Source organism: Cyanobacteria bacterium GSL.Bin1, assembly GCA_009909085.1.
Lineage (GTDB): Bacteria > Cyanobacteriota > Cyanobacteriia > Cyanobacteriales > Rubidibacteraceae > Halothece.
Map to the genome: position 1 here is coordinate 1 of JAAANX010000151.1, position 19,686 is coordinate 19,686.

The window sequence follows — 19,686 nt, forward strand, 5'->3', positions numbered from 1 at the left end:
GGGCAACTGGCTCAGTTCTTCCGCCTTGGGGAACGAGTGCTCTTGGCTCATCATCATGGCTTCAGCTTAACCCTTTTTTGACTCCTGTCAACCCTTATCCCTGAATCCTTACCTATTTCTGCCTCTAATCCAGACCTTAGCGGTACGGTCAATGTTGAGCAGCAAAACTTGCTTCCTGAATTTGAAATCAGCCCGATCACGCTTATTCCCTTAACCCTTAGTTCTAATTCCTGTTTCGATAATCGTCAAATTCTTAATCTCAACATGGATAAGGATTCTGCTTCAGATCTGATGCTTCCTCAATGGGAATCGCCACAATCACCAGATAATTGGCAACCGGGAACACCGATTGAAGAGGGAAATCAGTTGATTGAAACTGAGGATGGGATCTATTTAGTTAAAAAGGGCTGTTAACTCCCGCGGAAGTTGTTTAGATAAAAATTTCAGCTAATCTTTTCGCTTGTTGTTTACTAATCCCACGTTTACCATTAACGATTTCAGAAATAACACCGCTAGAGCCAACTCCTTCCTTCTCTAAATCAGCTTGACTAACCCCTTTTGCTTCCATCAGGGTTTTCAGAACAGAGACAGGAGTAGAGTTTTGACCAGGTGTAAAGGTTTGATTTTCGTACATCTCAATTAATACCATCCAGACATCAAAAGCCTGCTCCTCTGCTTCTGTCCGACTTTTCTTGAAGAAAAGGCTTTCCGAGATCGATAAAGCTTTGTTGTATTGTTCCTCTGTTTCAATAACAAAGGGAAGAATGCTTATTGGAATATAAGTAGTATCTGGATCAGTAGTAGGGGTCATTTTTCCCAGCCTCTTTACTATACTCAGCGTGAGTTAACCATCAAAAAACTAGTTTTTCAATAAGTTTTCAATTTGGCTTAGTAATTCTTCTACCTGAGTAGCAGTTGCTTCCTCAAGATTATCCCCTTGTTTTTGCAAACGGGTTGTTACGGACTTAGCGCGATCGCGCAACTGCTCCCAAGATTTTGGGCTGGGGGATTGTGATTGCAGACGAGCTTTAACTTCGCGTTGAATGCGCGATCGCGTCCATTGTTCTTGCAAAGCTTGATCTAATAATTCCCGTTGCGAAGCTTCGTCAGGGAGACGGGCAATCGGAAGAACCGAAGAACTCGGGAGCTTTCCTTCTCGAACTGCCGTTAGTAAAAAGTCTGGTAGCTTTAGTAAAGGGAGGCGATGTTTGCGAAAAGTCTCAGGGCTCATTCCTAGGCTATCGAAAAAGGTAAAGATTGATTCGATTTCAGAGGATGTGCTTTCTCGTAACTTCGCGTTCCAAGCATTCGTTTTAATTCGTTTGACTGCTTCCTCAAATGAGCAATCCAGTTCAATGGCTAAGTACCGTAAAATTCCTTCAGTCTCGTCAATAACATCAAGCGCTTTCCGCGTCAGATTTTCCACTAAAGTAATCTTAAACGCTTCGGAATCACTAATGTCTCGAATGACAACTGGAACCGTCTCTAGTCCCACCTGCTTAGCAGCTTGAAACCGTGAGTTGCCACAGATAATGTCATATTTTCCGGTTTTAGCAGAGGTGCGAACTAGGAGTGGTTGTAGAATTCCCACTTGCTGAATCGAATGAGCTAATGCTTGGATGGCTTCTGGGTCAACATATCGTCGCGGTTGCCCCGTAAAAGGAATCAACGTTCCAATTGGTACTTCTTGCTGAGGCGTATCTAGATCGGCATATAAACCGCCCAAATTTGCTAATGGATCACGCTTCCTTTGTTCTTTAGCCATAGCATTGTCCTAATATTTCTCTGACTATTTTATGGACACCGGTGTCCATAATTTACGAAATCGATTCTATTAGCTCAGCCGCAATTTTCTGCATCAGTTTAGCACAACGATGGGAGGGGCAAAATTGAGAGATGGGTTGTCCCGCTTGCGATGATTCTGAAAAAATAACAGAACGACCCATTGCTGTCAGAATGGGAGCAAATTGTGACAAATTGGCATTAATACTTTCCATGCTTTCTTTTCCCTGTCGGGTTCGCTTGTCATATCCCCAAGGGAGAAACGCCCCAATCTTTAAGTTGGGATTAGGGCGACGGCGAACACGTTGATAGGTATTGAGAAATAGCTGCACGCCTTTCAAAGATTTAAACTCAGGAATAATCGGGACGATAACATAGGAGCTTGCAACGAGAGCTAAGTAAGAGAGGATTCCGAGGGAGGGAGGACAATCAATTAAAATCAAGTCGTAGTTTTCCTGAACCATAGATAACCCCTCCTTTAGGCGAAAATCCCGCATATCGGCACCAATTAGCTCAATCTCTGCTTGCGAGAGAAAGATGTTGGAAGGGACCCAATTTAAGTTGTCGTTGCTTTGAATGGGTAGAGGGTCTTCCTCAATTAGAGTGGTGTAGATGGTTTCTTCTTTTTTTAGTTCAATTGGATCAACTCCTAGGAAAAGGGTCAAACTGGCTTGAGGATCAAAGTCTACGAGAAGCATACGATAGCCAAGTTGACTCAATTCATAGCCTAAGTTATATGTGACGGTGGTTTTACCAACGCCTCCAGATTGATTGAATGTCGAGATAATAGTTGTCACTTTCTTTACCAATTTGATTATCTCAATTAAATCTAATATAATATATGTTGAACAAGTTGACCACTATTGTTCAACATAAAATAATTATAAATAGCCAAGCTAACGTAAATGAGTCAAAGTTTTGGCAACCTGATCCGTCAAGCTCGTATAGATAAAGGATATAACCAACGTGAGTTAGCTCAGTTACTAGGAACTAGCTACACTTACTTGTCAAAACTTGAGAATGACCGTGCTGGGACGCCTCCTAGTAAGAAAACCATCGATAAATTAGCGACTCATTTAGAACTTAATGCTGAAGCATTAAGATATCTAGCTGGTCGCATTACAGAGGAAGAAGCAAGAATTTTTGAGAATTTTGTCAAGCATAATTATAAAATTATGGCGACTTTATTTTACAAAATGCGCGATGATCCTGATTTTGTTCAAGAAGTTATTAAATCAGATGTGAACTACCCCGAGTAAGCTGATGCTGTAGTCGGGGCTTCGGTACTCTCAGAAGAATCCGAAGACTCTTCCATCGGGGAATGCCCAAACTTAGATTTACGCCCAAGTTTTGGACTTCTATCCCCTCCTACCGCAGCCGTCCCTGTTCCAGAGACGGTAAGCATTCTGATTCCCTCTGCTCTTATATTGGCACTTGCATTTTCGTCACGATCATGGTGAGTGCCACATTTCGGACAAGTCCATTCTCTAACACTTAAGTCTAGACTTTTCATTTCATAATGACAATTAGAGCAAAGTTTAGAACTAGGAAACCATCTGTCAATCTCGACTAAAACGCCACCTTTTTCTTTGAGTTTATAGTCCAAAAAGTTGACAAACATTCCCCAACCGACATCAGAAATTGCTTTTGCTAGTTTGTGGTTACGAACCATACCCATGACATTCAAATTCTCCACTACGACTACCTGATTATGATCCACAATTTTTCGGGATACTTTATGGAGGTAGTCTTGGCGGGTATTGCTAACTCGTTCGTGTACCTTAGCCACTAGCTTTTTCGCTTTTTCTCTTGATTGAGAATCCTTTTGTTTACGGGCTAACTTTTTCTGTTTACGCTTGAGATTTTTCTCATGTTTAGAGAGGTGTTTAGGGTTAGGAAATTTGGAACATTTCTCACCATCGTTAACAATGGCAAAATCTTTGATTCCTAAATCGATTCCCGCCACCTTACCTTCTGTAACTGGGGTTGGCTCTTCCTGTTGAGTCTCAAATAATAAAGAAGCGTAATACTTTCCAGTAGGACTTCGACTAATGATGACTGTCTTCAACTTCCCATCCTCAAAAAGTCGATGAATTTTTGCTTTGACCAGCCCTTTCATCTTGGGTAGTTTTAAGGCTTTATTATCGACTATCTTGACACTTTGGGGGAATTGGCAAGACTGTCTTTGATAAAAACTTTTGAACCTTGGATACCTTGCACGTCCCTCAAAAAAGTTTTTATAAGCTCTAGTCAGGTTCAAGGTGGTAGCTTGTAAGACTTGAGAAGGACAATCTTTCAAGAAAGCAGTTTCTTCTTGACGTTTTAATTCAGGAAGATAAGCATTAAGAGCCGTTCGCCCTAACCCTTTTCCTGTATCTTTGTAGTGCTGTTTGCAGAGAGCTAAGGCATAGTTCCACCAATACCGAGCGCATCCCATCACTTGGTTGAGTTGGGACTGCTGAAATGGTGTGGGATATAAACGTACCTTGATTGCTCTAGGCATGACCAAAATAACGTAAATTATATTTATGATAAAACAAATCTCGTAATTTGTCAATCTCAAGGCATCGAACCTCTGTCGGGTAAGGAAGAGACATCACTGTCTCCCCCTCCCCTCAGAACCGTGCGTACCACTTTCACGGTACACGGCTCAAGCAGACAAGAACTACCCGTGTCGGGCTTTATGACATTCACGGTGGAGGATTTCCAAATTATTTAGATGATTGGAACCACCGTCTTTTCGAGGTACGATGTGGTGAACATCATAAGGTTCGCCGTTGAAGATGGATTCTCCACAATGTTGACAGGTGAAGTTTTGTTTCTTGGCTAACCTATGTTTTTGTTTGGGTAGTCCCTTAGATGTAAGGATAGACTGAAAGAAGTTGAGTATCCGACTTGCCTGCTATGCCCTCCAGTTTATCTTGTCCCGCCTGCAACTCTGAGCGTATTGTCAAGAATGGCAAGATCCATAATGACAAGCAAAATCACCGCTGTCGTGACTGTGGCAGACAATTTGTTGAAGAGCCACAGAACCTGCCAATTAGTCAATCCACTCGTCACCTGATTGATAAACTCCTGCTCGAAAAGATTCCTCTAGCTGGGATTGCCCGAGTTACAGAGGTTTCAGAATCTTGGCTCCAACAATACGTCAACACCAAATACGCTACAGTTCCTCGTCAACTCAAGACAAAGGACAAAAAAAAGGGCGCTTGAGCATTGAGTGTGATGAAGCCTGGTCGTTTGTAGCCAGTAAGGGCAACAAGCATTGGATTTGGCTTGCTATAGCCCGCTTCTGTCACTTTCCGAATCAATGAGTAGATAAAAAGCCAGATTATCCAGAAGAAAAGTAAAATTGGAATTGACTGAGTTCCGCCAGTAAAGCATTAAAGCCCAATAATAAATGAGAATTTGGGAAAATATCTAGCCAAGGTTCAATTAAATGAAAAAGGAGCAGAGGTTGCGTTAATAAGCGTAGGTTATTTAACACATTTTTCCAATTTTCTACCGAATTCTAGTCTTGATGTTCCAAAACTTTAGTTATTAAGTTATTATCCTCATCTGTCGCTGACTCTGCTTCTCTAATCCGCAATAATTTTAAGGCTTCTAAACTGACCATTAGGTACGCAGAAAAGATCATTTCCCACCACTTTTCAATTTCAGAAAAGCCAGTAAAGCGATAGTCAGTCCATCCCAGTTCCTGTTTTCCTTGACGAAATCCATATTCTACCCAAGTGCGATTTCCATAAAGGTTTCCCAGTTTTTCTTTGAGGTCTTTTAACTTTCTTTTGAGATTTCCAGGAAGGTTAGTCATAATCAAGGATGTCGAATTCTCAGGTAGCGTTTCTGTATCCGTGGTTAATTGCCAATAAGTAATCTCATGTCTCTTCCCATAAACAATTTCTCGAATCCATCTCGTTTCTGTATTGCCATTGCTAAAAGTTCTAGTAAATTGACACCATTTATTCGCTCTAACCCTTTGCTCTTGCGGTAGCCAGACTCCGTGATTACTCCGAATTGCTACAATATAGAAAAGTCGATGTCGATTTAATTCCCCGATAAACTCGCTACTAGATGTTGGCTGAAGTGGAGCTACCATTTAGGTAGGGTTAACCAATGAGGGTAAAACCATGCCTAGACTTGCTCCAACACCCTTACAACTGACCGAGACAGAACGGTCGCAACTGCAACAAGTGGTTAAGCGCCACAGCACTCCTCAGCAAATTGCCTTGAGAGCCAACATTATTCTTTTAGCAGACGAAGGACTCAATCATCGAGACATTGGACGGGAGCTTAACATCAGTCGAGATCTGGCAAGACTGTGGCGCAACCGATGGCTAGCGTTGAGCCAGACGGATGTTGCTGTGCGGGAACGATTAGTCGATGCCCCTCGCTCTGGTGGTCCTCCAACGTTCAGCTTGGAGCAGATTCTGCAACTATTTGCGATGGCGTGTGAGCAGCCTGAAACCTATGGAGGACCCATCAGTCATTGGACTTCTCGAGAACTAGCAGACGAGATGATCAAACAAGGCATTGTGGAGAGCATTTCCCCCCGTCATGTCGGACGATTGCTGGACGAAGCAGACCTAAAGCCACACCAGTCGCAGTACTGGTTGAATCCCCCCCCGACCCTCAATTCGACGACAAGGTGAAAGATATCTGTGAGGTCTACTTGAGTGCAATGGAGCGAGCAAACGAGGGAGAGAGAACGGTTTCTTTAGACGAGATGACGGGCATTCAAGCCTTAGAACGCAAAGCTAAAACCCAAGCGATGCGACCTGGCAAACGAGAACGACAAGAATTTGAGTATATTCGCCACGGAACCCAAACGTTGATTGCCAGTTTTGATGTGGCTCAAGGTCGGATCGTGGAAGCAACGGTAGGAGATAGGCGTACCGAGACCGATTACCTGAGCCATGTTCAACAATTGATTGCCACAGACCCCAAGGCAGTGAAATGGCATTTGGTGATGGATTGCTTGAACATTCATCAATCTGAATCGTTAGTGCGATTTGTGGCTCAAACCGAAGGACTTGAGCTTGACTTGGGGGTCAAAGGGGAATCGGGCATTCTCAAATCGATGCAAACTCGCTCAGCGTTTTTAGCTGACCCAAGCCACAAAATCGTGTTTCACTTCACCCCCAAGCATTGTTCCTGGTTGAATCAGATTGAGATGGGGTTCAGTATCTTGGTGCGTAAGTTACTCAGACGAGGCAACTTTGTGAGTAAAGAGCAACTCAAAACCCGGATTCTGGAATTCGTCGATTACTTCAATCGCACGATGGCTAAACCTTTCAAGTGGACTTATGAGGGCAAGGCATTAAAGCAATGACAAAAAGTAGCCAAACTCACGCCCAAGTCTACTACTTTCACCATATAAACTGTCTGCTAAAACCAATTCAATCTGAAAACCCACCTTAATTAATTTGGCAATTATTTCTGTAGCTATTGTAATCTTAGTCTGATATTTGTCTCCCTCCTTGAGTGTCCCTTTCGGCTTAAATACTTGAAACCATAAAGGAAAGGTAATATTTCTCCATAAACCATAAGCATTAACCGAAACAATTCCTTGCTCAATTTTTCCAATACTTCCTAAGTACTGTCTAGCCACATAATCTGTCTTTTTCCCCTTCTTTCTATCCCCAGTTTCATCAATAATAACCGTTATCGGTTCTCCTTGCAGCGCTTCTTTGGTTACTCTTAATCTTCTCTTTCTTAATTCTGCTGCTGACCAGGGTGCATTAGCCATGAAATGGTGTAGAGATTGGGCGGAATTAATTCCTACTACTTTCGCAATTTCTGGAAGAGATTTCCGAGGAATTGGAGCAATAATTCCTAAATGCAGATATTTGAAATATTCATAGTTTCTCACATCTTTAAATAAGTCTTGGTAATTCCTACAATATTCATCTACTACTGCTAGGGTGGGCTGTGGCTCTCGAGGTAAATGTTTACGAATCTGTAACGCTACATCCATTATCCCTCCTAATCTCTAGGGATTTTTATCTGACTTTTCCCTATTTTAAGTCGGAAAGTGACAGAAGCGGGCTAAGGTGATTCTGACCATCATTAAGAAGCCCACGCTGAAAGAACTCGCCGTCAGTGTATGGAGTAACTCTCTTTTGTCACTCTAGGGAGAGTAGAATAAGGAAAATCCTCCTCAAAGCTAGATTGAGACTATGGTAGAGCCAAGAGCTGCGACTCCAACCGTAAAATGCGTGGATAGCTACTGCCAACTATATCAAGATTTATTTCCAGAAGTCCGAGCCTACGAGAGCTTTAAATATCTTCATGTCGGTCTAATCAGTGAAATCAAAAGAAAAAGTTTGCCAGCAATCGCGAAAATAGTAGGATTAGAAAATCATCAAGGACTACACCATTTCCTAACCGAGTCACCTTGGTCAGTTAAAGAATTGGAAGCCAGAAGATTGGAAATTATTCTCCAAGTATTAGAAGGAAGAAAAATACAAGTCATTATTGATGAAACAGGAGACAAAAAGAAAGGGAAAACCACTGACTATGTCAAACGACAATATCTTGGAAATTTGGGAAAAATAGAGAATGGAATTGTTTCGGTAAATGCCTATGGTTATTATGAAGGAATAACGTTTCCTCTAATCTTTAAGGTTTTCAAACCCAAAGAAAGATTAAAGGAAGGAGATTGTTATCAAACTAAGCCGGTTTTAGCCGCCGAGATAATTAAAGAACTCAGAGAAAAGGGGTTTCAGATTCAACGAGTCTTAGCAGATAGTTTATATGGAGAAAGTGAAAGTAACTTTCTTTCTATAGTTGAGGAGTTAAACCTAGAATATGCAGTGGCAATTCGGAGTAATCATGGAGTCTGGCTACTGAAAGGACAAAAAGTAAGAACCAATAAATGGAGAAAATTTGAACATCAACAGTGGGATGGGACAACTGAAACTAGATATATTAGAGAAATTATTTTTGGCAAGAGAAGAGCCAGACAATATTGGGAAATTACTACTGATCCAGAGCAAGTTCCGGAAGAGTCAACTTGGTTAGTAATGACTAAAATCCCCAATCTAACCTATAAAGAGGTGGGGAAATTTTATCAAATCCGAACTTGGGTTGAATATGGTTTTAAGCAAAGTAAAAGTGAATTAGGCTGGGCTGATTATCGGGTCACTGATTATTCTGATATTGAAAAGTGGTGGCAACTCGTTATGTCGGCTTACCTGATGATATCTCTCCATAGTGAAATTTTGAACCCATTGGTTTCTCCTGTAGAGAAAAAGTTCCAAAATCATGATTGGTGGAATCAAGAGAAAGGCTGGAAAAACTGGCTCAATAACCTTCGCTTAATTTTACAACCCTTTATTAGTTTTAATTTAATTTTACGATGGCTTGAAGTTTTTCCAATTCCACAACTTTCTTTGAGTTTCCCCAGATTAATTGCAATTATGAATGAGTTCGATTGTTTAAGTCGTTTAGTCGATTATTGGGATAGTTTTCATTATTCCTCTGCCTAGAGTGACAAAAGAGAGGTAATCACAGATTCAATTCTCATTTCTCCCATGCAAGTTTCTGACGTGAAGTTAGGTGAGCCTGAATTTCTGAGCGTGATCGCCAAACGGGACGTAATTCTTGCTGAGCAAACAGTTCTAGCTGATCCCCGACATGAGAGGAATGGGGTTGAGTAGCATTGCCATAACTTGTCAAAGCCCTTGCTCTAACCGGATCAGAAAATTCAATGGCAGCAACATAAGAATCCCCCAAAATTGCTTGGAAACGATCGCGATTTTCCATGGGAGCAAACCGTACGGTTCGGAAACTACCCAAACGTCCTGGGGCACCGTTAGCTGGTAAGTCCAGTTCACCTGCTTGCAATCGGAATACCTCTCCCCAAGGCACATCCAATGCCCCGTAGGTTTCTTTGACTTGAGCCGCAGCCGTTTTCAAGGCGTCTACCGCTTGCACCGGATCGGCCAAATGATCGGGGGTAGTCAGCGGGAAATCCTCGCTCCAACCTGTGGCAAATAATTGCTCCCGATTGACTTGTCGGTTCCAAAAAGTAAACAGCACTGCCCCTTGACTATCCGCATTGGCTTGACGATCCCAGTTTTCCAGGACATTCGCGGCTTGCTCGACTAATTCGCCTCCCTGTTGCCGCGCCGCGCCGATGAGATCGTCAAGCACGCGATCGGCTAATTCCATGCGCGTTGAATGTTTATAGGCGATAAGTTCTTCAAACGAGATCGTTTCATCTTCCGCTAACATCCCGGCAGAACGTTGCGCTCGAAATTGCATCGGCCCTTGCGGTGCCATATAAAGGGGATAATCCGCTGCTTCCAATGCTTTTGGAAATGTCGTAGTCCAAGGGGCATCATTGGCATTTTGAAGCCACCCGCTTGCTGGATCCAGAACCCGTGGCAACTCCTCGTAGGAATGAGTGTTTGACCAGAGTGTGGTGGATGTATCGCCAGGAATGAGACCCGACCAATATTCAAAGTCTCCTTGCTCGCGAATAGGCACTTGACCGTTAAAAAGGTGTAAGATATGTCCCTCCCGATCCGCATACATGACGGTAAAAGTCGGGAGTTGTAAGCGTTTGAGAGCGGTTTCAAATTCACTCAAGTTTTCGGCACGGCCCATCTCCCACCATTGTTCTAATGCACCGGGCTCATCCAGCCCCACCACTCGCAGCGCGATCGCGCTCTCATCTGTTTTAGCAATTACGGGACCATGAATGGAATGTTGGATGGTCAGTGTTTCTTCCTGTAGTGTGCCATCCTCTTGTTTAATTTTGAGGGTTTTTTGTTCGGTTTCAAATGCCCGAACTTGACCGTCAAATTCATAGCCTTTCTCAGCTAGTGTCAGTTCATAAGCATCCCAGCCATCATGCTGATTAATGGTATGAGCCCAGCCCAGATTGTTATTAAACGCCACATTTAGCACAGGAATTCCGACGAGGCTTGCCCCGTAGGCATCCATATCAGGGGTTTGAATCTGAGCTTCGTACCAAAGAAAGCGATCAGACCAAAATAGGTGGGGATTGATCAGTAACATGGCATTGCCGCTGGCAGAACGGGAGGGACCAATTGCCCATGCGTTAGACCCCATGGTGGAATTTGCTGCGGGTTTGGCAGTCTGGAAATCTTTTTGAATTTCCCCAACCTGTTCCTGATTAACAACAAAGGTAAAATGCAGGACTCGTTGCAAATGGGCGAGTACGTCTATGGGGTTGATGGGAAGTACAGCTTCAACTTCAGTACTGAGTAACTCAGGATGGGTTTTGGCATAGTCATTAATCCCAGCAGCAAAGGCATCAATATTTTTACGAAAGGCAGGGGATTGTTCTTTGTACCATTGTCGAGCGCGATCAGGAATTCCCATTGTCCAAACCCATTGATCGGATTCTAAATATTGCTCTCCCCAATATTCAGCAGCGCGACCGCGAGCTTGTCCATAGAGACGCAAGAGCAAATTGCCGTGGCTGTGCATCTGTGCCCAACCGAAAGCATAAAATGAACTATTTTCATCTTCGCTATAAATATGAGGAACCCCATAGGTATCCCAAAGAATTTCAGATTGGTCTGGCTCAATTGCAGAACCAGAGTTATTAATTAGTAAGGCAAGTAAAAAAGCCAAAATTAAACTGAGGAGAATAAGTTTATGAAAGAAGAATCTTTTTAAAGTGATTAACATATTTAATTAAATGTTCGATTACTTCCGTTATTCTTGAATCCAATGGGTTAAATCTCGATTCAGTAAAGAGCTTATTTTTTCCACTTCTGGTGCAAATTCTGCTTGAAGACGTTTTCTAAGACTGGGTTCCATAGATGAACGGGATTTACCATGAATTGTATTCATTTCTCTTATTTGTAAATAATTTTTATATAAAGATTTTTTAACTGGATTAGGAAGGAATTTTCCTATATTTTTAGTGATTGGGCTGACTGCAAGTTGATTTAATTTATTTTGTAAGAATTTATTCCGAAATTCTTTATTGGGATTAATCACTTCAAGGTTAGGTTGAAAATTTTTATTTATTTCTAAAAATTCTAGCATTTCATAATAAACTAATTCTGTTCTATTTCTAAAATCATCAAAAACAATTATTTTTATATTGTTTGGACTAAACACATCAAGATATTTTTTAAGATGTTTTGCATATTTTATAACTTCTCGATAAGAAAGTCCTTGAATTACATTTGATGCACCAGGAATTTGAACGCCTTGTTTGCGCTTTTCCATTTCTTCTATAGCAGTTTCCAAATCTTGGTTCTTTTCATAACCAACATATAAAAGATTACTATGTAAAGATTGAATCATATCAACAGGATTTCTTAACATGACCAGTATTTTGGCATCAGGAGAAAATTCTTTAATTTCTAGAGGGGCATTATCTGAGTAAAGTAGCCAAATAGAACCATCACCAATTATTTTTTCATTTTGGGCTTCAGTAAATAGGGATAGGTACTCTTGTTCGGTTTTAACCATTCGATTAGAAATGTTAAAATCGCTTCCGAAAAAGTGAGGCTCTTTCGTTTCAGGCATAAAAATTTCCGGATGTTGTTGGAGATAGCTGTACATAGCAGTTGTTCCACATTTGGGGGCACCAACAATAAAAAGATTAGGTTTTTTCATGGATAATTCTCCTATAACAATACTTTCTCTAAATAGGTAACCTCATATTGATTTCTTTGTGTTAAAGACTGGTGATTGCCAGATTGCATCATGGTTGTTACTTTGTCCTTCACTTCCAAACTCGCTTCATAAGCACCAGCTTTCCCCTGAGGAGAGATATAGTCAATACGGACTTTTGCCCAATGTTCGTAGTTTTGATCTTGATTTAAAACTTGACCTTTTTTTTGATAATTAAGCCATTGCCATCCTTCTCGGATCCAAATTTCTCGTTCAGCAATCTGTTCAAATTTTGTCAAACCAGCCCAACCGCGATAGCAACGGGATAAAGCGGTAATATCTCCCTCATGCTTGACTAGAGAGGGTAAGACTTCTGAGGCGAGGTGTCCCCAGTACTGTCCTGTTGGTAAATCAATTAAGGTGGGAGCAAATTCATGCCCGCTGAAATGACTAACACGCCAAGCCCGAATGGGATATTGAGAGTAGTTATTTTTTAATTTCCGATAAATGGGGTAACCAAAACGAGCACAGGCAGCATCAACATTACCGTGAGTACAAACCAGTAGTTCTCGCAAATGGTAGTTTTGCTGTCGGTAGGCTGCAAATTGAGGAAGTTGGGAGCGATCTTGGAGTAGTGCAACAGCCAGTTTTCCCACCAAATTGTTCGGAACCAAATATTCTTCTTTTTCAAATTGCGAAAAGGGAGGAGTTGGTTGCCAAAAACAGAATACTCGTCGGTACCCAGGAAACTGCCACTCTCGTTCTGGCGCAATCGCGAGGGGTCGAAATGGGATTTGTTTGTCCGCTGCTAAATCAACCACTTCCGAGGGCATGGGGTCAGGTTCTAACCAAATGGGCTGGGGCCAAGGCAAGGGGGTTTCAATGATCAGAAAACACTGATGAGGAGTTGCTGAACCAATGGGATCTTCACCATTATTTTGAGAAACAACTGAACAAAACTCACAATCTGATAGCATTTGATACTCCTCGATAATCCCTATACTTGTTGATGTTGTTCACTTTCATAATCTGGGACAATTGTTTCTACATCCCGTAAGACCGGAAAGAAATAGCCACAAAGCGCGATCGCGCTCCCCAAGAAAGAAAACAGGGTAAATTGCAATGCCATGCCTGAGCCTTGACTGGTACCAAACACGTCGCCTAGCACGCCTGCGAGCAGTCCACTAGGTTGCATTGCCGGCTCAAACACATAATCCGCCAACGGTCCTGCAATTGCCAGTCCAATCGGAGACATCATCTGAGCTATTAAATAACGCGCTGAAAACACCTTGCCCTGCACAGCAGGTCTGACTTTGGATAGCCAAATTGCCTGATTGGAACTGCCTAACAAGGGAGAAAAAAATCCATTCCCAAAATTAGCTCCCATCCAAACCACGGGTGTTTTGACAATTCCAATGAGCATGGCACTGGCATTACTCAAAACTCCTGCTAATAACATGCCATGAATTTTACGTTTAAAGCCGCCCCAAACACTGAGCGTCAACGCTCCAGCGACCCCCCCAACTCCCACTGCTGCTTGCACACTGGCGAGTACCGTTGCACTATCCCCACTGCGGGCTAAAATCATCGCAGGAAAAATTGCACTTGCGATTGTCGCCACAAGATTAATACTTAATAAAAAGATGAGAATCGCTAACAAACTGGGGCGGGCAAAAATATAGCGGAAACCAAAGGTTAACTCTTGCCAGAGGTGATGGTCTTCTTTCTCCTGTTCGGGTTGCGGAATGTTGATGATCGCGACCGTAGTCACTGCGATGAGAAAAGTAACAATATCAATGGTGAAAATGCCTCCTAACCCAATTACCGGATAGAGAATACTAGCCAAGGCGGGTCCTAGAATTTCTGAGCCGGAATTGGTGACATAGGATCTCATTGCCGTAGCACGGGCAAAGTGTTGTTTGGGAACGATCGTGCTCATGGAAGCGGAATAAGCAAGCCGTTGCAAGTAGTCAAACAAGCCACTCACTGCACTCGCAAGATAGAGATGCCAAATTTGTAAGGTTCCACTTAAAAACAGGAGTAACAGCGCGATCGTTGCCAGTCCTGCCACCGTATCCCCCAGCATAATCAGGCGTTTCCGGGGGAAGCGATCCACAATTACCCCAGCAAAGATAGCAGCCACCACTTTCGGTGTATAGGTAAAGAAAAAAAGTAAAGAGAGGGGGGTTGCTTGTCCCGTTGCGTCCCAAGCCCAGAAAATGAGGGCAAAGGTCGTCATGGTAGAACCGAGGGTGGAGGCAAGTTGTCCCACCCAGATGATGAAGAATTTGCGCAGACTAGTGGGGGCAGTCACGAGTCCTCCTGAAGCAAGTAGCGAAACAGGTCATCGATCACCAGATTGGCAGCAATGGGACCTGTTCCAATCCAGTAACTACCATTAACCTGATAAACGTTACCCTGTTGGACGGCTTCTAACTTTGACCACAAGGGATCGGCTTCTAGTTTCTCCATTACCGTTTCCGAATCTTTGCCATACGTCCAAACAAAGATGACATCCCCATCAGCGAGTTGAAGTTGTTCCTTGCTAATACGACGGACAAACTCATCACCGCGTTGGCTAGGCGGACGGGATAAACCGGCATCTTCGAGAATGGTTCCTGGAAAAGTATTGGGTAAGTAAAGCTCAAATCGATCAGGATAAACCCGAACCACTGAGACTTCCAAATCACGAGGATTGCCCATTTTTTCCTTAAACCTTGCTAAGCGATCGCGATAGTCTTGCATCACTTGCTCAACTGCCTCGGGACGGTTAACTGCTTTCCCAACCGAGGTAAAGACTTGCTTCCAGTCAGCACTCGTTTCCAGTTCAAACAAAACGGTCGGCGCAATTTGCGATGCCTGATCATAAATGTCTTGTCGGTAGGTGGTACCGAGAATTAAATCAGGTTGGAGAGCAAGCACTCGTTCTAAGTCTGGGCGAGGAGAACCGATGCTTTCTGCTTGTTGGAGTCGTTTTTCCAGGTAAGCAGGACGAGGGGTCACGGTTCCCATCGGAAAAAGGTCAATGGCTAATAATGACTCGGTAGTAAAAGACTCTACGGTTACAATCCGTTGCGGGTTTTCTGGAACCTTGGTTTCCCCCATCCCATGCTCAACAGTTCGTGTGAGTTGGGAGGGAGGTGGAACATTTTCAGACGTAAATGAAGTCGAAGTAGGATTATCCTTACAACCGGATAGCAATCCCAGCAGAAGACAACATAAAACAAGCCAAGGCTGGGTGAGAGACAATAGAGAAGGGGATTTTAAGGGAAAGGATGGGAGCATGATTGCAAGAAAACCGAATTTACCAAGTTAGAGAGTAGTTAATCGTCACTCTTCTTCCAGTTGCAGCAAAGGCATTTTGAGGAAGATTACCGCCAAGACTGGTTTGAGACGAGACAGGGAGATACTGATTGTCCAGCAAGTTTTCCAACCCGATTTGCAGGGTTCCCTGACCTAACTTGATACTGCTGATATAGTCTAAAACAACGTAGCTATCGACAGGAGAAGGATCCACCTCTTCATCAAACGCGCGATCGCGGCTACCCACCAACAAAAGCTGTAACCGATTATTCCAACCCGGCGTCGTCTGATTTTCCAAATAAGCGGTTATCTTCAGCGGTTGAATCTGACGAGTACTCAGAGGTTGAAAATCGCCATCATCATTATTGTCACTATCCCCTTCATTCCAACTGAGGGTACCACCAACTTGCCAGTCCTCCTCAATTTGCCAATCCAGCGTCGCTTCCACCCCATAAACTCGCTGCGGCGCACGAGCTAGGCTCGAAATTTCGTTTGGACTACTGGGAACCACTAAATTAGCTCCCAATGCAGAATAATTATAAAACGCAGACAAGCTGGCATTAATATTCTCCCAATTGCCACGAAGACCAATTTCATATTCATCAACTTTTTCCGGTTGTAAATCATCGAAATTACTGCCAATGGCAAAACCATCAGGCGCAACACTGATCACATCCCCAAAGGGAGGAGCCGAGAAACCTTGGGAGAATTTAGCAAACCCGTTAATTTCATCCGTAAAGTTGTAAACCAGTCCCAGATTGAAAAGCGTTTCATTAAAGTTTTCTTCTCCCGCTTCAATGGTTGAACCCACAACGTTGTTAAAGTCTTCTTCTAAATTTAGGGTAAATCGTTCATGTCGCAGCCCTCCACTGAAACGGAGGCGATCACTCAATTGCCACTGGGCTTGCGCAAATAAACCGAGTTTATTAAAGTCAAACTCTGGCAAAATTGGAATCTCTCCCACTTTCCGAACAATCCCCTGTTCATCTAAAAGTGCCATATCTAATTGATTAAAGGTTTGATCACCCGCCTTTTGCGACTCATAATCCACACCCCAGAGAAGACTCGAATCCTCTCCCAGAGACGTATCCGCTTGCAAACGTCCGCCCCAAGTTTCATTATCATTTTCGGAGTTGACAACGGTGCCAATGGGGGCAAAGTTCACAAATCGCCGGTTTGGGGTTCGGGTGCGGTTAAATGTATCCCGATAGTAGGCTTGCGCTTGGATTTCACTGCCGATTAAGTCTTCGTGGGTATAGTTTAAGTTAACAATGGTGTTGTTAATTTTGGGTTCTGTGTCATCTTCGTAGCTTAAATCCTCCTCGACTGCAACGGCTTTTCCTCCTTCTTCTTCAGAGGCTTCGGCAACAAAATCAAGATCTTCTCGCCGATCGCGCGTATGATTAACAGTCAGTTGTAGTCTCTGTTCTTCGGTAAAATCAATACCAAACTTTCCTAAGAAATTGAGCGTATTGGTTTTATCTAATGTGGCATTATTCGGGGCAACGCGATCGCCTTCTGCGTCAAAGAAACTCCCCGTATCTTCACGAGAAAAGGTAAAGGTTAAGTCAAAACGCTCTTGATTAAAAGCAATGGTTTGTTCTTGTTGATTGCTAAAGCTATCCCCTTCTAAGCCACCGAGGGCAGCGCCAACACCAATTTTGGTAGTTGCTTCAAATTGTTCTTCAGTCGGCTCACGGGTAATAATATTAATGACTCCCCCTTTGGCTTCTCCACCGAAAACTGCCGTGGGACCCCGTACCACTTCAATCCGTTCAATGGCAGAAGGGGTAATAAAGCGGGTTTGGATATCCACAGCACCATTGGTTCGTAAGGGAACCCCATCCACTAAAATCTGAGCTTGACGACCACGCAGGGTTTGTACGTTGGTACGGTTTTGAAAACTGGGTGGACCAAATCCAGGCACCAGTTTGCCAAGGATATCTCCTAAGTTTTGAGTAAAGTTAGCTTGTTCCTCAATTTCTTCGCGATCAATGACGGTCACTGACCGAGGTACTTCTTCTTCTCGTTGTTCGGTTCGGGTTGCCGTCACCACCAGTTCAATGGGTTCTTGTTGTCCCATTTCCGGTTGTTGTGGCGTTGGTGTCGGTGCTGGCGGTGGTGCTGGTTCTTCCGCAGTGGTTATATCGGTGTTGACATTGAGAGCAATCCCTTGACCGGTTGTCTTGATTTGCGCTGTGGGCACTGTCTCCGTACCCACCAATTTCACCCGCACTGTATTGGCATATTGCTGAACCACTTCTACCGAGGCAATTCCCGAAGCTGGGTTTTTTTCTACGAACCCCTCTCCTTGGAGTTGGGTATTAATCAAGTCAATGATTAAGGTTTCCCCATAGGTGGTACGAAAGGTTTCCGGTTGTTTACCGGTTGGGGTTTCCAAAATCAGTTCCAGACCGCGATCACTTTTCTGAAGCTGGACATTGGTGACTGCGATTCCCTGGGCAAAAGCGGGTTGGGCGACGATGACTATTGCTGATGCAACGCCACTAACCATTCCTAATCTGTTTAATTGTTGCAACTGATTCACATTGACTCCTCACACTTATGACATCAAAACAGTACAGTTCCTTTCTATTTGAGGACAAAGCAGTTGTTGACTTGGATAATTTCCAACCTCTTTTTAAGAACTCTTGTCAACTTTACCGGAAGCGAGGATTCTAAGTTTTATTCAAACGGAGTTTTTTTTATGTAAACGGATCTTTATTTTGATCAAATGGTTAAAGATAGCTTTGCCAGTAGCTTTTTGGACTGATGCCAAACTTTTTCCGAAAGGCAGTGCTAAAGGCGCTAATACTGTTGTAACCCACGGCGCAAGCGACTTCGGTGATAGTGACGTTTTCTTTCATCAATAAAAGTTGAGCACACTCCATGCGATGATTATGCAGGTAACCAAATACGGTGGTTCCAAACAGTTCCCGAAATCCCTGCTTGAGTTTATACTCGTTACATCCTGCCTCTTGCGCTAATGTTTTTAAGGAGGGAGGATCTGCTAACTGTTCCAGTAATCTTTCTCGGGCTAGATGAATTTTATCGCGATCGCGCTGATTAAGGGTTGCAGCTTGCCGTTGGCAACGATTGAGAAGAGGTTCTAGGGTCAAGGCAATTAATTCTAAGGTTTTACTTTCTAGATAAAGTCGTTTGGTGATACCTTGATACGGACATTGTAGAATTTGACGGAGGGGGATTTGCATGGCTGGGGTGGTTGCATTCACCAAGAAATAGGGTTCTTTTTGGATAGTATGAAAAAATTGCTTGAGAGCTAGACCATAAGATTCAGGCGACCCACCAATTAATCTTTCTAAATGCTGTAATTCTGCATAAATGCTAATTTCTAACAAATTTTGAGGTTTAAAGCAGTCTATAGTGCCACCGGGTTCTAAGCCTCCTACGAGAATGTTTTGTCCCGCTTGCAGATAATTGCCGTATTCATCTTGCAAATATCCACTGAGACGAAAACCCAATTCTACTGGATGTTGACGAGGTGGATTCTTTAAGATGACGCGATCGCGCATTTGAAGGTCTCTAATGACTAAGCCCAGATCATTTTGGAAAACAAATTTCTGAATTTTGCCTTGACCAATGTTTTCCGGTATTTTGGAACCACTTTCAAATTTGTCACTAGAGGTATGCTGATTGGCTTCTAACAGTTGATGATACTTGGCATAAGAAAGCGCGATCGTCATAAGTATTTCTTCCTTTCTCTGGCTCCGTTAGCGGTCAATGCTCGTTTTTATCAAAAAATATTTGCATTATTATCGCATAAATTCAGAAAAAGTTTGCTGACTGTTCCGACTCAAATTTGTCTAGTATTTATCAGTTAATAGCCAAAACACGAGTATTAAAAGGCTTAGCAATATTCGTTAACAAGACAGATACACTTCAAAAATCTTTAAATTATTGAAATATGTTTGCAAGAACGAATTTGATCCAGTAAACTAATAAAAAGTATTTGCAAAAACAACTAAAAACAAGGTAGTT

Annotated in this window: 19 protein-coding genes and 1 pseudogene; 6 read left to right on the top strand and 14 right to left on the bottom strand. The window is 42.9% G+C overall.

Features of this window, described 5'->3' with window-relative positions; all coding sequences use genetic code 11:
• Window positions 1-264: 264 nt before the first annotated feature.
• On the top strand, window positions 265-414 hold the full coding sequence (locus GVY04_18020) for a hypothetical protein (protein ID NBD17952.1): 150 nt from the start codon (window positions 265-267) through the stop codon (window positions 412-414).
• 16 nt (window positions 415-430) lie between these two features.
• Here GVY04_18020 and GVY04_18025 read toward each other — a convergent pair whose 3' ends face one another.
• Genes GVY04_18025 through GVY04_18035 form a run of 3 tightly spaced genes read right to left on the bottom strand, consistent with a single transcriptional unit; the run spans window position 431 to window position 2,579 of the window.
• Window positions 431-811: a transcriptional regulator gene (locus GVY04_18025; protein NBD17953.1), complete on the bottom strand. Its 381-nt coding sequence runs from the start codon at window positions 809-811 to the stop codon at window positions 431-433.
• Between the two features lie 48 nt (window positions 812-859).
• Window positions 860-1,765 carry a ParB/RepB/Spo0J family partition protein gene (locus GVY04_18030; protein ID NBD17954.1) on the bottom strand — a complete coding sequence of 302 codons (906 nt, stop codon included), beginning with the start codon at window positions 1,763-1,765 and terminating at the stop codon, window positions 860-862.
• A gap of 52 nt (window positions 1,766-1,817) precedes the next feature.
• On the bottom strand, window positions 1,818-2,579 hold the full coding sequence (locus GVY04_18035) for an AAA family ATPase (GenBank protein NBD17955.1): 762 nt from the start codon (window positions 2,577-2,579) through the stop codon (window positions 1,818-1,820).
• 108 nt (window positions 2,580-2,687) lie between these two features.
• On the opposite strand from GVY04_18035, the gene GVY04_18040 reads away from it, so the two are divergent.
• Window positions 2,688-3,041 carry a helix-turn-helix domain-containing protein gene (locus tag GVY04_18040; protein NBD17956.1) on the top strand — a complete coding sequence of 118 codons (354 nt, stop codon included), beginning with the start codon at window positions 2,688-2,690 and terminating at the stop codon, window positions 3,039-3,041.
• Here GVY04_18040 and tnpB read toward each other — a convergent pair.
• Window positions 3,029-4,285 carry an IS200/IS605 family element transposase accessory protein TnpB gene (tnpB, locus tag GVY04_18045; GenBank protein ID NBD17957.1) on the bottom strand — a complete coding sequence of 419 codons (1,257 nt, stop codon included), beginning with the start codon at window positions 4,283-4,285 and terminating at the stop codon, window positions 3,029-3,031. The two genes, GVY04_18040 and tnpB, sit on opposite strands and share 13 nt — an antisense overlap.
• Before the next feature lie 162 nt (window positions 4,286-4,447).
• Window positions 4,448-4,672, bottom strand: a complete 225-nt coding sequence (locus GVY04_18050; GenBank protein ID NBD17958.1) for a hypothetical protein — start codon at window positions 4,670-4,672, stop codon at window positions 4,448-4,450.
• A 14-nt stretch (window positions 4,673-4,686) separates the two neighbouring features.
• Here GVY04_18050 and GVY04_18055 point away from each other — a divergent pair, with 14 nt between their 5' ends.
• On the top strand, window positions 4,687-4,995 hold the full coding sequence (locus GVY04_18055) for a hypothetical protein (protein NBD17959.1): 309 nt from the start codon (window positions 4,687-4,689) through the stop codon (window positions 4,993-4,995).
• Between the two features lie 298 nt (window positions 4,996-5,293).
• On the opposite strand, the gene GVY04_18060 is transcribed toward GVY04_18055, so the two are convergent.
• Window positions 5,294-5,878, bottom strand: coding sequence for a transposase (locus GVY04_18060; protein ID NBD17960.1), 585 nt, complete (start codon window positions 5,876-5,878; stop codon window positions 5,294-5,296).
• Window positions 5,879-5,909: 31 nt separating this feature from the next.
• On the opposite strand from GVY04_18060, the gene GVY04_18065 reads away from it, so the two are divergent.
• Together GVY04_18065 and GVY04_18070 are read left to right on the top strand one after the other, a co-directional pair.
• A complete protein-coding gene (locus GVY04_18065) occupies window positions 5,910-6,431 on the top strand; it encodes a helix-turn-helix domain-containing protein (protein ID NBD17961.1) in 522 nt (173 codons plus the stop codon).
• Between the two features lie 29 nt (window positions 6,432-6,460).
• Window positions 6,461-7,111: an IS630 family transposase gene (locus GVY04_18070; GenBank protein NBD17962.1), complete on the top strand. Its 651-nt coding sequence runs from the start codon at window positions 6,461-6,463 to the stop codon at window positions 7,109-7,111.
• 27 nt (window positions 7,112-7,138) lie between these two features.
• Here GVY04_18070 and GVY04_18075 read toward each other — a convergent pair.
• A pseudogene (locus GVY04_18075) lies at window positions 7,139-7,756 on the bottom strand (IS701 family transposase).
• Between the two features lie 202 nt (window positions 7,757-7,958).
• On the opposite strand from GVY04_18075, the gene GVY04_18080 reads away from it, so the two are divergent.
• Window positions 7,959-9,269: an IS701 family transposase gene (locus GVY04_18080; protein ID NBD17963.1), complete on the top strand. Its 1,311-nt coding sequence runs from the start codon at window positions 7,959-7,961 to the stop codon at window positions 9,267-9,269.
• A 34-nt stretch (window positions 9,270-9,303) separates the two neighbouring features.
• On the opposite strand, the gene GVY04_18085 is transcribed toward GVY04_18080, so the two are convergent.
• The 7 genes from GVY04_18085 to GVY04_18115 all read right to left on the bottom strand — a co-directional run bounded on the left by GVY04_18085 (window position 9,304) and on the right by GVY04_18115 (window position 19,391).
• Window positions 9,304-11,445: an acylase gene (locus GVY04_18085; protein NBD17964.1), complete on the bottom strand. Its 2,142-nt coding sequence runs from the start codon at window positions 11,443-11,445 to the stop codon at window positions 9,304-9,306.
• Between the two features lie 27 nt (window positions 11,446-11,472).
• Window positions 11,473-12,387 (bottom strand): sulfotransferase, encoded by a 915-nt coding sequence (locus tag GVY04_18090; protein ID NBD17965.1) that lies wholly within the window; start codon window positions 12,385-12,387, stop codon window positions 11,473-11,475.
• A gap of 11 nt (window positions 12,388-12,398) precedes the next feature.
• Window positions 12,399-13,361, bottom strand: coding sequence for a sucrase ferredoxin (locus tag GVY04_18095; protein ID NBD17966.1), 963 nt, complete (start codon window positions 13,359-13,361; stop codon window positions 12,399-12,401).
• Window positions 13,362-13,381: 20 nt separating this feature from the next.
• Window positions 13,382-14,680: an MFS transporter gene (locus tag GVY04_18100; protein ID NBD17967.1), complete on the bottom strand. Its 1,299-nt coding sequence runs from the start codon at window positions 14,678-14,680 to the stop codon at window positions 13,382-13,384.
• A 14-nt stretch (window positions 14,681-14,694) separates the two neighbouring features.
• Window positions 14,695-15,669, bottom strand: a complete 975-nt coding sequence (locus tag GVY04_18105) for an ABC transporter substrate-binding protein (GenBank protein NBD17968.1) — start codon at window positions 15,667-15,669, stop codon at window positions 14,695-14,697.
• 19 nt (window positions 15,670-15,688) lie between these two features.
• Entirely contained in the window at window positions 15,689-18,235 is a 2,547-nt protein-coding gene (locus GVY04_18110; GenBank protein NBD17969.1) for a TonB-dependent receptor, read from the bottom strand.
• 190 nt (window positions 18,236-18,425) lie between these two features.
• Window positions 18,426-19,391: a helix-turn-helix domain-containing protein gene (locus tag GVY04_18115; protein ID NBD17970.1), complete on the bottom strand. Its 966-nt coding sequence runs from the start codon at window positions 19,389-19,391 to the stop codon at window positions 18,426-18,428.
• Window positions 19,392-19,686: the final 295 nt, after the last annotated feature.